This is a genomic window from Snodgrassella gandavensis (genome assembly GCF_914768025.1).
GTDB lineage: Bacteria > Pseudomonadota > Gammaproteobacteria > Burkholderiales > Neisseriaceae > Snodgrassella > Snodgrassella gandavensis.
On the sequence record NZ_CAJZCE010000016.1, the window covers coordinates 14,058 to 29,716 of the forward strand.

General features: G+C 44.6%; 11 protein-coding genes. 1 reads left to right on the forward strand and 10 read right to left on the reverse strand.

All coding sequences use genetic code 11. From position 1 onward, the window contains the following. Positions 1-2: 2 nt before the first annotated feature. The 3 genes from pdxA to MJ764_RS10145 all read right to left on the reverse strand — a co-directional run bounded on the left by pdxA (position 3) and on the right by MJ764_RS10145 (position 4,410). On the reverse strand, positions 3-989 hold the full coding sequence (pdxA, locus tag MJ764_RS10135; RefSeq protein ID WP_239326723.1) for a 4-hydroxythreonine-4-phosphate dehydrogenase PdxA: 987 nt from the start codon (positions 987-989) through the stop codon (positions 3-5). 128 nt (positions 990-1,117) lie between these two features. Continuing rightward, on the reverse strand, positions 1,118-2,077 hold the full coding sequence (locus MJ764_RS10140) for a peptidylprolyl isomerase (RefSeq protein ID WP_239326671.1): 960 nt from the start codon (positions 2,075-2,077) through the stop codon (positions 1,118-1,120). Further along, a complete protein-coding gene (locus tag MJ764_RS10145; protein ID WP_239326673.1) occupies positions 2,077-4,410 on the reverse strand; it encodes an LPS-assembly protein LptD in 2,334 nt (777 codons plus the stop codon). Before MJ764_RS10145 ends, MJ764_RS10140 begins: the two co-directional genes overlap by 1 nt. A 59-nt stretch (positions 4,411-4,469) precedes the next feature. Here MJ764_RS10145 and amgK point away from each other — a divergent pair, with 59 nt between their 5' ends. After that, entirely contained in the window at positions 4,470-5,474 is a 1,005-nt protein-coding gene (amgK, locus tag MJ764_RS10150; protein ID WP_239326675.1) for an N-acetylmuramate/N-acetylglucosamine kinase AmgK, read from the forward strand. A 61-nt stretch (positions 5,475-5,535) separates the two neighbouring features. On the opposite strand, the gene MJ764_RS10155 is transcribed toward amgK, so the two are convergent. From MJ764_RS10155 to ftsA, 7 genes are all read right to left on the reverse strand, one after another. Continuing rightward, on the reverse strand, positions 5,536-6,522 hold the full coding sequence (locus tag MJ764_RS10155; protein WP_239326677.1) for a hypothetical protein: 987 nt from the start codon (positions 6,520-6,522) through the stop codon (positions 5,536-5,538). 77 nt (positions 6,523-6,599) lie between these two features. Continuing rightward, a complete protein-coding gene (locus MJ764_RS10160) occupies positions 6,600-7,358 on the reverse strand; it encodes a class I SAM-dependent methyltransferase (RefSeq protein ID WP_239326679.1) in 759 nt (252 codons plus the stop codon). After that, complete coding sequence (locus MJ764_RS10165) at positions 7,358-8,842, reverse strand: sigma-54-dependent transcriptional regulator (protein WP_239326681.1); 1,485 nt, start codon at positions 8,840-8,842, stop codon at positions 7,358-7,360. Before MJ764_RS10165 ends, MJ764_RS10160 begins: the two co-directional genes overlap by 1 nt. Then, a complete protein-coding gene (locus MJ764_RS10170) occupies positions 8,835-10,409 on the reverse strand; it encodes an ATP-binding protein (protein WP_239326683.1) in 1,575 nt (524 codons plus the stop codon). The genes MJ764_RS10165 and MJ764_RS10170 overlap by 8 nt, the downstream gene beginning before the upstream one ends. Before the next feature lie 6 nt (positions 10,410-10,415). Beyond that, complete coding sequence (parC, locus tag MJ764_RS10175; protein WP_239326685.1) at positions 10,416-12,734, reverse strand: DNA topoisomerase IV subunit A; 2,319 nt, start codon at positions 12,732-12,734, stop codon at positions 10,416-10,418. Positions 12,735-13,091: 357 nt separating this feature from the next. Then, entirely contained in the window at positions 13,092-14,270 is a 1,179-nt protein-coding gene (gene ftsZ, locus MJ764_RS10180; RefSeq protein WP_239326687.1) for a cell division protein FtsZ, read from the reverse strand. Positions 14,271-14,384: 114 nt separating this feature from the next. Further along, positions 14,385-15,620 carry a cell division protein FtsA gene (gene ftsA / locus MJ764_RS10185; protein WP_239326689.1) on the reverse strand — a complete coding sequence of 412 codons (1,236 nt, stop codon included), beginning with the start codon at positions 15,618-15,620 and terminating at the stop codon, positions 14,385-14,387. Positions 15,621-15,659: the final 39 nt, after the last annotated feature.

Genomic DNA, 15,659 nt, shown 5'->3' on the forward strand with positions numbered 1-15,659 from the left:
CACTAATTAAGCTTCCAGTGCTGGCTCATACCAAGTGCGGTATTAATTGCCGCAAACAGGCTGCTACTGGTGGCTTTACCTGTAGCAGCAAGATCCAGTGCTGTGCCATGATCCACTGAAGTCCGGATAAAAGGCAATCCCAGGGTAATATTCACCCCTTCACCAAAACTTGCATACTTTAATACTGGTAAACCCTGATCATGATACATGGCCAAAACGGCATCAGCCTGCTTGAGCATAAAAGACTGAAACAGGGTATCTGCCGGGAATGGTCCGGTGATTTTCATGCCTTGCTGCTGTAACTGCTGGATTACCGGCATAATAATGTTATTTTCCTCATGCCCCAGATGGCCGTTTTCACCGGCATGTGGATTGAGTCCGGCAACCAGAATACGTGGCTGTGGCAAGCCAAATTTTTGCTGTAAATCGCGATGCAGAATGATTAATACTTCAGTTAAAAGCTCTTTTGTTAAGGTATCTGCTACGTTTCGTAGCGGTAAATGGGTAGTAGCCAAGGCCACTTTCAGACCACCGCCGGCAAGCATCATCACTACCTGTGGTGTTGCACTTTTGGCCGCCAGATATTCGGTGTGGCCGCTAAAATGGATACCACTGTCGTTGATAACTCCTTTATGCACCGGAGCAGTTACCATGGCCGCAAATTCACCCTGTTGAATACCAATATACGCTCTATCTAGCAACTGCAATACATAAGCGGCATTGTGCACATTTAATATTCCGGCTTGCGCTGCTACCTGAATTGGAATGTGACAAACTTCCAGTGTCCCGGGTACAGATTTACCATCAGGCTGATAAAGCCGGATAGTTATATTTTTACCCAGTAGTGCCGCCCGCTTCTGTAATAGCGGCATATCCCCCAATACCACTATGCGTACCGGTAATGCACAGACAGCCAGATCCAAGCAAATGTCGGGGCCGATGCCTGCTGGTTCACCACTGGTAACAGCAATAACTGGCTGGTTATTCATGTGATACATATCAGTATTCTGTCTGCAGTAACTACTGGAGTGTCAATAAAACACCGTTTACAGCCAGAATGCAAAGAACAGTTGCTAATCTGGCTGCTAAATGTGTGGATTAACCTGCATCCAATTCATCAGTCCAGAGGACGGATATTGATATAGGCCTGATCATGTAGCTGTTTGAGGAAATTCTGTAATAAAATCTCGCGTTTTTCCTGTACCAGTACTGCACGCATACCATTACGCTGACGCTCCTGTGGGCTGTCATTACTTCTCACGTCTACCAGACGAATTACATGCCAGCCAAACTGGGTACGTACCGGCAGGGATATCTGTCCAGGCTGCAATGATTTCACGGCTGCTTCAAATGGCGGTACAGTTTCTCCATCAATAATCCAGCCCAGATCACCACCATTTTGCGCACTGCCATCCTGAGAATATTGCCGTGCTAGCTGCTCAAATGAAGCACCAGAACGTGTCTGCTGGGCAATCTGTTCAATCAGTTTACGCGTAATATCGTTATCGTTTTTCAGCAGAATATGTTGCACATGATAGGAATAGGCAGTCACTGGCGGCGGTAATTGCCGACCTTCCTGCTGTGCCCGGGCAATGGCGTCATCAATTTCCGCATCACTTACCTGACTTTTACCCATTACTTCACTCTGTTCAATTTTCTGTGCCAGCAGGTTTTCAGTCATGGTACGGCGTAACTGATCTTCGTTAATACCTTCTTTAGCAATGCGCTGAATCAACTCATTAACACTCATGTGTCGTTGTGCTGCAAATTGTTCAATTGCTTCATTCACATCAGCATTACTCAGACGGATATTGGCACGTTTGGCTGCCTGCACCAGTAAATCTTTACGTATCAACTGCGCCAGTGCCTGCTGCTGCAAATCAGCAGTGCTGATATTTTGATCTTTTGGCAATTGTGAACGCATCTGGGCTGCAACCAGATCCAGTTCCTGCCGTGTAATCACATCATCGTTGACAATAGCGATAATGTTATCAACTGGTTTGATATCCAGTGCCAGTGCTGAAGGTAAGGCAACGGCCAGCATGGTTGCTGTCAGCCAAGTATGTATGCGTTTCATTAATGTTTTACCTCATAAGTATTACTGTAACCGGGGATTTGCGAACTGAGCTGATTGAGTGGCCCGTTACCTACTCCAGTCAGGTCACGCAGCTGTAATTGAAATAATATGGCGGTTTTGCGTTTTTGGTAGTCATCTGTATAACGCGTACCTACCAGACCAGCACTCCAGCAATGACATGGACTCTGGTATTCAAAACCTACTGTCTGATTCAGGGCAGTGCTGTGAGTAATATCGTAGTTTTGTCTGGCAACCAGATAGTAGTTGCGGGTTAATGGCCACTGTACGCCGACATCGATTGCCCGCATTTTGCCATAAACATCATCATATAAATTTTCGTCACGCCCATATTTATAGCGTACGCTTACGGTTTTACCCGGTTTTGGCGTATAACGGATACCAAAATTATAACTTTCAGATGTTTTCAAATCCTGATTGTAATGCCATTTGGATTCAGCCGTAATGTGATTACTCAGGGCAGCACGGCCGAAAGCAACTATATCTGAACGTTTGCGTTCTTTATTTTTTGGGGTGTTGTCATTCAGTTTAACATTATCATCGCTGAAATAAAAACGCTGGCCAATACCGGCAGCAAAACGCTCTATACCACTAGTGCTGTCGTATACGCGTGATTGTAGTGCTGTAGTCAGAAAATTGGCCGCATTGATTCTGTCCTGACCGGAATAGCGGTTTTCACGGAATAGCTGGTCGTAAGTAAAGCTGTTTTCAGCAGTATCAAACAGCGGCATATCATCCTGATTCCGTTTCGGAATGTAGGTATAAAACAGGCGTGGTTCCAGCGTTTGGATAAACCCTTTATGCAAACGCTGGGTTTTCCACAAGCGCTCAAATGTCACACCTGAGTCTACGCTGAGTATTGGCACAGCCCGATCCATACTGCGGCTATCCTGATTATTCTGTTTGCTCATATCATAATGAGTGGCATGAAAACTCAATTTTGGCCGCACATAACCCCAACTGTTGGCGTAGTCAGCCGTAAAGGCCGGCAATAACACCAGACGAGTGCCGTTGGGGTATTTATACAGCCACTCTTTATGCCCAACTTGTCGACCTTCAAAATGGGTTGCCTCTGCATACACATTAACCGTGTAGTGATTGCCAAAATAACGATTCCAGGTAGCAGACAGATGGGGCAAACGTGAATAGGGCTGATCTTTATAACCACTGGTGGAAGCCAGAGTTTGGTATTTCTGTACCATTAAATTGCCATCAAAAGTACCACCCCATAAATCCTGATGGTAATTCAGCCATGCCTGCCGGTTCAGATTAACGCTGCCACTGTCACCATTCCAAAAATCACGGCGGTAATCATCATCTGAAACCTGATGGTAATCAATGCCTCCTGTTAACCCCTTTGCCAGTTGCTGGGTATGAGTAAAATCGATTTCTGCACGATTTTTGTGACTGCTTTTCTGGTCACTAGGTACCCAATCAGCACTGAGCTGCCCCTGATATTTGGGTTGCAGATAGCGAAAATCACCACCCAACTGTATACCACGGCTGCTGATAAAATGTGGACGAATAGTCGCATCATAGTTGGGCGCCAGATTCAGGTAATAAGGGGTCATTAGTTCAAAACCGTCAGAACCGCCCTTGATAGTAGGTGCCAGAAAGCCGCTTTTACGGCTGCCGTTTAACGGGAAATCAATCCACGGTGTGTAAAACAGTGGTACTCCGCCAAACACCAGTGTTGCATTACGGGCAACACCAACATTTTTGTCGTAATCCAGATCAATACTGCTAGAGCGGATATACCAGCTATCGTCACCCGGATTACAGGTATTGAATTTGGCACTTTGCAGACGGTAGCGATTTTTGCCACCCATCTGTATTTCATCACCAACACCTTGTAAACGCCGGTTGTCCTTTTCCATCTCAAAGCGTCCGGCATCACCCAACCCTGTACTTTTAGCCATGTCATAGGTCACATGCTCACCGGTAACACGTCCCTGACCATTATCCAGTGTGAAGTGATCACCTGCTTTAATAATCTGCGTCTGCTGATCATAATCAGCCCAGTCTGAATTCAGGGTAACATCATTACGCTCTATAATGACATTGCCTTCGGCATGTACCTGAACCTGTGACTGCCCGTTGACATCATCAGCCACTACCCGTGTGACATCGGTACCGGGATTGGCTTCGCCACTGTTTTGCACTGGTTTGACAAAATTTTTCGGCCGCTGTGGTGCTGTACAGACATTGCCCTCACCCATAGACAGGGGAGAGGCAGCAAAAGCAAGCCCGGGTAAGGCACAAAAAACCGTTGTTAGTGCCAGAACCAATGGTTTGGGAGAGAATAAGTAGGACAAAGTATCACCTTAACGGCTTTGCCAGTTAAAATAGCGTTTATTTTAACCTGAAAAATGCCATGCAACGAGAATCTGCATTAAAAAAATGGTTTCATACCTGCTATCCACAACAGGATTTTGCTCTAAGCTTCGCTGCCGCCGATGCTGATTTCCGGCGCTATTTTCGTGCTACTTTTAATGATGGCCACACAATAATCTGCATGGATGCCCCTCCGGATAAAATGAGTATTCAGCCTTATATTAAGGTACAGAAGCTTTTTCAGGCCATCAACGTACCGGAAGTTTATCATGCTGATGAGCAACTGGGATTTATGGCTCTGGAAGACTTTGGCAATACTCCCTATCTGGCAGCACTGGAACAGGATAAACGTACTGAAGTACACAAAATATTGTTGCTGGAAGCGATTGATGAACTGATCAAACTGCAAACAGCCAGTCTTCCTGATCAGCTTCCGCTGTATGATGAAACTGTATTAAAGCGCGAAATGCAACTCTTTCCTGAATGGTATGTTCAGAAAGAGCTTGGTCTGTCTTTAACTGAAAAGCAGCAACAACTGTGGCAGCAAAGCGTTACTGCCATTCTACCTGTTATTCTGGCACAACCACAGGTTTATGTGCATCGCGATTACATTGTACGCAATATAATGCTCACTCATGATCGCCCCGGTATTCTGGACTTTCAGGATGCATTGTATGGCCCGATTACTTATGATTTGGTGTCGTTATTACGTGATGCCTTTATCGAATGGGATGAAGAATTTGTCCTTGATATTGTCATTCGTTATTGGGAAAAAGCACGGGCTGTCGGACTGCCGGTACGTACTGATTTTGATCAATTTTATCGTGATTTTGAATGGATGGGCGTGCAGCGCCATCTGAAAGTAGCCGGTATCTTTGCCCGCTTGTATTACCGCGATGGTAAAGACAAATATCGTGGTGAAATTCATCGTTTTCTGAAATACTTGCGTAAGACCAGCCGCCGTTATCATGAATTGCGCCCATTACTACAATTAATTACTGAGCTGATAGGAGCGGAAGAAGTGCAGACAGGTTACACTTTCTGAACTAATCAATCACATCTGAAAAAATATCCAAGCTGCTTTATCTATAAGCAGCTTTTTTAATCTAATCAACAGGATTTTGAAATAACAGTTTAAGTTTTTGCCAAAATCCCATTGTTGTATAGTAATTTAATCTGTTATTCAAATGCCATTCTCTTTGTCGCATTTGTTCCATTAAACTTTGTAATTTAGACATTTCAGCTTTCATTTTTTCATGTTCTATATTTAACAGATTGAACTGTCTTTCTAATGTTAGCTTCTCTGCATGATGTAATTGTTGTTTATTCTCTAATGCAATTAAATTTTGCTGGTGTGAATTTTGCAGATTATCTATTTCATTTTGATAAAATTTTTTAGATACCGGATCAGATCTTATTTTTCCAAACACTTTATTAGCAAACATCTTTTTCAGTGCGTGATAATATTTTTCAACATCTGCCACGGTAAATTTTATTTCGCCACAAAATTCTGTTCCGAGCTTTAATTTTTCAGAGATACTTACTTCAATAATGGGAATATGATTTTTTTCGAATGAATTTACTTTTTTAGAGTGACAATTATTAGTAAAAACAACTTCAATAGCTACACACCCATGCCATTTATCATATAGCTCACAATCATCAGCAAAATAACCAACAAGGTCTGGATAGTACTTTTCTTCATCCTTGTCAAAATGTTTGAAACGCAGGCAGGGCTCAACTAAAAATTTTGAAAAGGTCAAAAGATAGTTATCATTATCAATGGTGAAATTAATTTCAGACATTTCCATCAATATCAGCATCGCTGTAGAATGATAAATAGATTCTCTTGTCTCTTCATCAATTTGCTCAGATTTGTATTTAAAAAAACCATGTTCGGATGCAGTTAATTCCAGGCGGTTAATTTCATCAAACTCAGTAGAATAAAATTTGAGTTCTTTATATTCGTCTGGATTTCGTGCTTTTAATCTGAGAACATCCCAAATATAAAAAATTTTCAGCTGTTCCGCTTGCTTTTCATAGATAAACTGATGATTTTTATCCTTGGCATATGCCCAGACTTTTCTAGCCATCTATTATTCTCCTCCGTGCAATATATATATTGCTAGCTAAATAATCCTGATAAATAAAAACGTGTTTTTTTAAATTATCAAGGCATATATGCGTCAAATCGCGTGGTTTTGCCTAAATACTGAAACGCTGGTGTTTTTTCTGCCAAAACTACACCATTAGCCGGCCGTTTTACCACAACCCGCTTTTGGGCAAACTTTTGTGCGGCCAGCAGTAAAGCCTGATCATTATGCACATCAGCAGTGCCAAGTAATTCATGGAAATAGGCCATTTCCTTTTTTACTGCTGCTGATTTCTGCTTTTGTGGATACATCGGATCCAGATACACCACATCGGGTAATGGTATCTGCGTTTGCTCCGTTGGCAACAAAACGATACTGCCATAATACAGATTAATCCGCTGTGCTATCGGTGCTGTCTGCTCATCTGCCTGTGCACGCTGCAAACCATCTGCCAGTAAGGCATGAACATAGGGGTTGTGTTCAAACACCACAACGTCTAAACCCAATGATGCCATTACGAACGCATCACGGCCTAAACCACCGGTGGCATCCCAGACAAGCGGCTGATTTTTAGCCTGAACCGCGCGTGCCAATAATTCCCCCCCACCAAACAGACGCCGGTGTCGTGCCGTACCCTGTACAAAATCCACACACACTACACCCTTATGTCCCGCTTTAGCCAGAGCAAGACCTCTGTCTTCATATAAAAGATACAATCCTTGTGTAGGTGGCTGTGGCTGATAATGTAGCTTTTCTGTGGCGAATAAATTCTTTAAATGGATGGGCAGATTCGTTAGGTTTGCTATCTGACCAGTCAAAACCAGTGGTTGCATCATCAGGCAATACCCAACCGTTCCATCCGGTAACGCATGGATCGAAAGCTGATACCCAGCAATTTGGCTGCCTGCGTGCGGTTATAGCGAGTTTGTACCAATGCCTGCTGCAAGATGTGTCGTTCTACATCGTCCAGATAATCCTGTATCTGGGTGTGTCCAAACTGAAAATCCTGAAGCAATGCATGGCTATCTGGCGATAAATTACCGCTACTGTCGGTAGATGCAATATGCTGTGCATCCAGCTGATGACTATGAATCTGTAAATCGTCAACTTCTATGACCTGATTCTTGGATAAGGCAATGGCCCGTTCCAGAATATTTTCCAGTTCGCGGAAATTGCCCGGATAGCTGTATTGCAACAGAGCTTTTTCAGCAGCAGCAGTCAATGTCATGGTTTCATCGTGTAAAATTCGCTGCAACAAAACCTGAATCAACTGCGGCAAATCATCGCGTAATTCACGTAAAGGCGGCATAGTAATGGATACTACATTCAGACGGTAAAATAAGTCCTGTCGAAATTGTCCCGACTCAACCAGAGCATTCAAATCTTTATGTGTTGCACAGATAATGCGCACATCAACCTGCTTTTCTTCCATCTCGCCAATCCGGCGTACGGCTCGTTCCTGAATGGCACGCAGCAATTTAACCTGCATTGATAATGGCAAATCGGCCACTTCATCCAGAAATAATGTACCGCCGTCAGCATGCAGGAAAAAACCTGCTCTATCAGTATCAGCACCGGTAAAGCTGCCTTTTTTATAACCAAAAAATTCACTTTCCATCAGCGCTTCTGGTATGGCTCCGCAGTTTACTGCAACAAACGCCTTATCTCTGCGTGCCGACTGCTCATGAATACTACGTGCTGCCTGTTCTTTACCACTGCCGGATTCTCCTGCAATGTATACTGGTACATTACTTTTAGCCAGTTTACCGATAAGTTGCCGCACTTCTGCGATTAACGGTGAATTACCCAGTAAGCGCTCACGTGCAGATGTTTGTGTTTCGCTGACCTTGACGGAAGCTGGTTCATTTTTCAGTTTCTTATCAGACTGTTTTGGTTCTGTTGCCATTTTACTGCTTGACTCAGTTTCGGCAGCATTATTATTAATTTTAATCACAGACTTAACCAGAGTGCGCAGTTGTGCCAGCGTAATTGGTTTTTGCAAATAGTCGAAAGCACCATTTTTCAGTGCCTCTACAGCCTGTGCGGCATTGCCGTAAGCCGTAATCACTGCAATCGGAATATCCAGATTCTGGGCGGTAATATAATCGACAATTTCCAGACCGGAACCATCCGGCATACGCATATCCGTGAGCACCAATGAAAAAGCATGGTTACGTAAAGCTTTTTTGGCTTCAGCCACGCCCGCAGCAGTTTGTACGGATAAACCCATTTTAATCAGGGTTAATTCCATCAAATCACGAATATCAGCTTCATCGTCTATCACTAATACTGGCTTTTTTAAATCTATGTGACTATTCATTAACCATCCTTGGCAATGTCAGTTCAAATCCATTCAACTGGGGGCGATAATTTAACTGGCCATGATTGGCCTGAGCAAGTTCACGCGCTACATACAGCCCCAGTCCCGTCCCGCTGGCTTCCGTTGTAAAAAATGGTTCAAACAGGTGTAATTGGTTTTCTGCACTTACACCAGCACCATTATCTATTACTGTAATCGAAATTTGCTGCTGCGCCTGTTTATTGATAACAACTCGGATAGCCTGTTTATCCTGCAAACTGTGGCGCCAGGCATTATTCATCAGATTCCATATAATCTGTTGTAAATGTACTGAATCACACCAGACAATCAAATGAGCACTGTTGATTTCCAGCTGAATACAATTTACAGCCTGTGGCTTAATCAGCACAAATTCCTGTACAAATGCAGACCAGAAAACACGTAAATCAATTGCCTGCTTATTTTTTTTATCACGCTTATTCAGCATGCTGATGTCTTCGAGCATTTTATCAATACGGCCGATATTATTATCCACAATATGAAATAGTCTTAGCCGTACTGGGTCGTGCTCTTCTTCCTGTAATAATTCATTGGCCTGACGCACCGCTGACATCGGATTACGGATTTCATGCGCCAGATTGGCTGTTAATTGTCCTAGTGAAGCCAGCTTGATTGCCATAGCCTCCTGATCAACTTCCGTACGTGAACGCATTGACAGCATCAATAAAGGGGTATTGGCCTCCTGTAGCAGCCGTGCATGCACCCGCATCGGCCAGCCATTCAGCGTACAGTTCATTTCAAAAATATTTTTCTGCTCCGTATGCCAGTAGTGCATAACCTGACGAAATAGTGCAGTGCGTGTATCAGCCACCAGCATCGGAAAATAATTCTGCGCTTTACGGTTAATTAACCATACCAGACCACTTTCATCCAGTACTACCACACCTTCCTGTACATAATTGAATGCGCGATCAAGCAAGTGGCGGTAACTATCCAGCATTTGTGATTGCTGATATTGCAGATTTTGCGAACGCGCCAGTGAAGTAGCAACATAGGCAGTTAGACAGGCTACGAAATAAACAGCAGCAATTAGCGTGACGGCTATGGTACATACCCGCATACTGATATTTTCAAAACCATCGCGACTGATCTGTAGCCAAGTCATGATAATGATCAGTAAAGTCACATAGCCGGCATAAATCATCGGATAACGGCCACGGCTGAACAGGCAGGCCGAACCCACAAATGGCAACAGCAAAATACCAAAACCACTGCCCACACCACCACCCATGCTCATCAGCCAGGCAATCATGGTGATGTCTACCACAGCGTTAACATTCGGTAACGTATCCGGCTGATTCTGCCAGCGCGGTACCAGCATAGAAAACAATATCAGAGATCCGTATAGTATTGCCCAGCTATAAAGTTCAATTTTATTGAATATCGGCACCGCCGAACCCAGTTCATCCATGTTCTGGGTCAGCACATAAAACGTCATAATAGAAAACAGCAGGCTCATGCGGGCAATATTGAGCAGGGCAGCAAGTCTGTCCAGATATTGCGGCCAGTCATTTATGCGGTTTTTCATACCAGCTTAATTTCCGTTATTTAAATCACCATATACAGCAACAATATCACCAGTAACGCTTAATTCTTTACCTTTATGTCCACGCTTATTGCTGATATCCTGCACGCGTAAAATTTCCTGATAACGTCCGCCGCGTTTACCCTGTGTTTCCAGCGTAAATTCTGCTGTATCCGTCAGCATCAGATAATGCAGATTGTCATCAGCAGGTAAACTCATGATTTGCAGACCACGGCCTTTGGCCATAATTTTTAGTTCATGCAGCGGGAAAGCCAGCAGACGGTTGGCACTGGAAACAGCAATAAGCTGGGTATGACTAGTAGTGGCCAGACAATCGGCCGGTACTGGCAGTGGTGGCAACAAGGTTTCATTGTCATTGACAGTCATGACCACCTTGCCGTTTTTAGTGCGACTAACCAGATCCTTGAATGCAACCACAAAACCATATCCGCCACTGTTGGCAAGCACATAGTGTTGCTGGGGTAAGGCACTAAGCATAGCCACTATTCTCGCTCCCTTATCCAGCTCAACTAGCGAACCGGCTGGTACACCATCACCACGTCCGCCGGGAATACTGGCTGCATCCACGCTGTAGGCACGCCCGTTTGAGTCGAGTAATATAACCGGCCATACCGTACGCCCTTCCACCGCCTGCAACAGACCATCACCTTCCTTGAAAGTGGTCTGGCTTAAATCTAGATTATGCCCTACCCGCGTTTTCAACCAACCTTTCTGGGACAATACCAATGTTACCGGTTCATCAGCAGTAGTCTGGGTAAGTGTGGCTCGCTCAGCGGGCTGAATAAGAGTGCGCCGCTCATCACCAAAAATTTTGGTATCCGCCTCTATTTCCTTGATCACCAGACGTTTCTTGGCTTTTTCGTCCCCTAATAAGGTGGTTAACTGTTCACGTTCCTGTTGCAGTTTGTTCAGTTCAGTTTCCAGCTTAATCCATTCCAGTCTGGCTAGCTGGCGTAAGCGGATTTCCAGAATATCATCTGCCTGTATTTCGCTTAAACCAAACGTAGACATTAGTTCATGTTTTGGTTCATCTGATTCACGGATAACCCGAATAACTTCATCAATGTGCAGAAAAACCGTCTGCCTGCCTTGCAGTATATGAATGCGTTTTTCCACCTGCTGCAATCGGTATTGCAAGCGTCGGGTGACGGTCAGGATACGAAAATCCAGCCATTCGCGCAGAATCTGATATAGATTTTTTTGTGCCGGTTTATTATTCTGTCCCATCATAACCAGATTAACTGGCACATTGCCTTCGAGGCTAGTTTGTGCCAGCAGAGTATTCATAAACTCTTCCGGTTGTAAACGACTGGATTTAGGTTCAAACACCAAACGCACTGGAGCTTGCCCATCAGACTCATCACGTACCCTTTCCAACAGTGATAGCATCAGAGTGCGCGTATTTTGCTGCTCCTGCGTCAGATTTTTTTTACCGGTTTTGGGCTTCGGATTAGTCTGTTCCTCTATCTCTGCCAGAATTTTCTGCGCAGAAGTACCTGGCGGCAGTTCGGTAACTATAGCACGCCAGTGTCCGCGTGCCAGTTTTTCAATTTCGTAACGTGCACGCACCCGGATACTGCCCTTACCCTGTGCATAAATTGTCTGAATATCTTCCGGTGCGGTTATAATCTGTCCACCGCCGGCAAAGTCCGGACCAGGCAAATATTGCATTAACGCTGCTGTATCCAGAGCTGGCTGTTTCAACAATGCCACAGCAGCAGCACTGACTTCTCGCAAATTATGTGAAGGAATTTCAGTTGCCAATCCCACCGCAATACCGGAAGCACCATTGAGCAATATCATTGGTAATCGTGCTGGCAATACTGTGGGTTCAACAAAGGCGCCATCATAATTGGGAATAAAATCCACTGTGCCCATGTCGATTTCTGACAACAATAATTCAGCTATCGGTGTTAATCGTGCTTCGGTATAACGCATGGCCGCAGCACTATCGCCATCGCGGGAACCAAAATTACCAACCCCGTCAATTAAGGGATAGCGCAAGGTAAAATCCTGAGCCATCCGTACCATAGCATCATAAGCAGAAGCGTCACCATGCGGGTGATATTTACCCAGAATCTCACCCACCACACGTGCTGACTTTACCGGCTTAGCCCCATGTACTAATCCCATGTCTTTCATGACATACAGAATGCGCCGCTGCACCGGTTTCTGACCATCAGCCACATCAGGCAACGCCCGTCCTTTGACCACACTCATGGCATAGGCAAGGTAGGCACGTTCGGCATACTGCCCCAATAACAGATAATCGTCACCACGGTCTGATTGTTGGATTACTTCACTCATATCATTCTGACTTCACTAAATTTTTATCTGAAACAGATTATTCAAGCTATCTATTGTAAGGGATTTCCGTCTTATTCCCAAAACTGCCTGATTCTGGTTTGATCACAGGGTAAAGGCTGGCTATTAGCAGCACATAAGCAAATATTAATACGTTAAAACCACCGATAATCTTCATGCCATACAGACTCTGTGCACAGTCTGATTCTGCACTTAAATAGCGGGCACAGTTTTTTAGCCTTTATGAATAATTTTTTATTTTTAACTATTTGTTGCTTAAAAAAACATTTTTTTCATTTTCAGACAATGAAAAAAAGCTGTCCAGAATTTATTCTGGACAGCTCCGATACCTATGGAATATCAATCAGCCTGTCGACGGATAACTGCCGGAATTTCAAAATCATCCAGCACAGACTGATTGGAAAAATCAGCAGCAGCCAGATTCATGCTTCGCGCACTGCGACCGGAACGCACCACACTGCCAATATCGGGATAGGCATCATCTGTACCAGTAGACTGCACAGTTTGCAACACACGCAGACTGCTTGGTTGCTGATGATGTAAAACTTTCTGTTCCTGCAAGCCGGTAGCAATGATGGTTACTCGGATTTCACCCTCTTCCATGCTTGCATCTTCAGATGTACCATATTTCAAGGCTGCGTCCTCATGCGCATATTCATCAATCATGCACATAATTTCCTTGTATTCAGACATTTTCAGGCAGCCCGGCGCAGTAGTAATATTAACCAGAACACCTTGTGCACCATCCAGAGTCACGTCATCCAGCAGCGGACTGGCAATAGCCTGTTCGGTAGCGATACGGGCACGGTCAACACCATGTGCACTGCCGGAACCCATCATTGCCATGCCCATGATGCTCATCACATTTTTCACATCGGCAAAGTCCAGATTGATAATACCCGGATTGGTGATGACTTCCGCAATCCCTGCTACAGCATTGCGCAATACATTGTCTGCCGCGCGGAAAGCTTCACGCATACTAACGTCTTCACCCAGCGCTGACATCAGCTTATCATTTGGAATCACAATCAGGGAATCAACGGTGTTTTTCAGAATTTCAATCCCGTTATTGGCTACCTGAATGCGTTTACCTTCATATTCAAAAGGACGGGTAACCACAGCAACAGTCAAAATGCCCATTTCTTTGGCTAGCTCAGCTACTACTGGCGCTGCTCCCGTACCCGTACCCCCCCCCATACCGGTGGTGATAAACAGCATATTGGCACCACGGATGGCATCCGAGAGTGCTTCACGGTCTTCCATGGCTGCATTACGGCCAATTTCCGGATCCGCGCCTGCCCCGAGGCCACGGGTCAGATTATTACCCAGTTGAATGCGTTTTGAGGCTTTACTGTTTTGTAAAGACTGGGCGTCAGTATTGGCACTAATAAACTCAATACCGGCAACCGCATTTTCAACCATATTATTAATCGCATTACAGCCACCACCGCCGATACCAATTACCTTGATAACTGCAGCACCGACCACTGTCTCCACAACATCATATACCAATTGCATTCATGTCTCCTGACAAAACCTGCGCATAAACGTCATCGACTTTTGTATAACTATCATTATATAGACATTTATATACAATGCGCAAAAATTCTGTCATTTAATATTTGAGTTAAGTTAAAAATTGTTCTTAAACCAGTCCTGTAATTTTCTTAGCCATGACTCTTTTGGTTCAGTAGCAGCAGCTACCGGCATATCCGTTTTATTTTCATCTTCACAGGCTGCCTGCAACAGACCAATTGCCGTGGCATAACGCGGATTGCGAATCCGTTCCGATACACCGCCCATTTCCTGCGGTACACCGATACGTGCGGGCAGATTAAATACATCCTCCGCCAATTCCACCATACCGGGCAATAATGACGCTCCCCCAGTCAGAACCACACCCGAAGTCAGAACGTCTTCCGGGAAACCAGAACGACGCAATTCATTCAGTGTCAGCTCCAGAATTTCCTCTACGCGTGGACCAATCACACTGGCCAGTGTACGACGCGAAATCTGGCGCGGATTGCGATCACCCACACTAGGTACTTCAATCATGTCATCTAGACCATCCATGGTAGCCAGTGCCACACCATGATTGATTTTAATGTATTCGGCGGCACTATGGGGGGTACGCAACGCCTGAGCCAGATCTTTGGTAATTAAATCACCGGCTACAGGAATGACTGCGGTATGCCTGATAGCACCATTAGTATACACTGCAATATCTGTTGTACCACCACCAATGTCAATCACACACACACCAAGATCTTTTTCATCTTCTGTCAACACCGCCTGACCACTGGCCAACGGCTGTAAAATCATTTTGCTGATTTGCAAACCGCAGCGATTGACACATTTCTGAATATTCTGCATGGCGGTTACCGCACCGGTAATAATGTGGATGCGCGTATCCAGACGCACACCACTCATACCAATTGGTTCGCGCACACCCGGCTGATTATCAATGATAAATTCCTGCACTACAGTATGTAATATATCGTGATCTGGCGGAATATTTACAGCCTTAGCAGTTTCAATTGCACGGTCAATATCAGCATGACTGACTTCACCATCCTTGATTTTCACCACACCCTGTGAATTGAAACTGCGAATATGATTGCCTGCAATACCAGTTGTAACACAGTCTACCTGTATATCAGCCATCATCTGCGCTTCTTCCATGGCCTGTTTGATTGCCTGAGCCGTGGTTTCGATATTGGTCACCATACCCGCTTTCAAGCCACGCGATGGCGCCTGCCCCAAACCAACAATATGGACTTCATTGTCTTCCTGCATCTCACCAATAAGGGCGATTACTTTTGACGTGCCTATATCCAGTGCACTGATGTATTTTTTACCTTTAACCATGGTCATCACTTTAAATTCAAATAATCAATCGGTCGATTC

Excerpts from the sequence above, each read along its gene's own strand:
- pdxA (WP_239326723.1), bottom strand. The coding sequence starts at position 989 with ATGAATAACCAGCCAGTTATTGCTGTTACCAGTGGTGAACCAGCAGGC.
- MJ764_RS10140 (WP_239326671.1), bottom strand. The coding sequence starts at position 2,077 with ATGAAACGCATACATACTTGGCTGACAGCAACCATGCTGGCCGTTGCC.
- amgK (WP_239326675.1), top strand. The coding sequence starts at position 4,470 with ATGCAACGAGAATCTGCATTAAAAAAATGGTTTCATACCTGCTATCCA.
- MJ764_RS10155 (WP_239326677.1), bottom strand. The coding sequence starts at position 6,522 with ATGGCTAGAAAAGTCTGGGCATATGCCAAGGATAAAAATCATCAGTTT.
- MJ764_RS10160 (WP_239326679.1), bottom strand. The coding sequence starts at position 7,358 with ATGATGCAACCACTGGTTTTGACTGGTCAGATAGCAAACCTAACGAAT.
- MJ764_RS10165 (WP_239326681.1), bottom strand. The coding sequence starts at position 8,842 with ATGAATAGTCACATAGATTTAAAAAAGCCAGTATTAGTGATAGACGAT.
- MJ764_RS10170 (WP_239326683.1), bottom strand. The coding sequence starts at position 10,409 with ATGAAAAACCGCATAAATGACTGGCCGCAATATCTGGACAGACTTGCT.
- parC (WP_239326685.1), bottom strand. The coding sequence starts at position 12,734 with ATGAGTGAAGTAATCCAACAATCAGACCGTGGTGACGATTATCTGTTA.
- ftsZ (WP_239326687.1), bottom strand. The coding sequence starts at position 14,270 with ATGCAATTGGTATATGATGTTGTGGAGACAGTGGTCGGTGCTGCAGTT.
- ftsA (WP_239326689.1), bottom strand. The coding sequence starts at position 15,620 with ATGGTTAAAGGTAAAAAATACATCAGTGCACTGGATATAGGCACGTCA.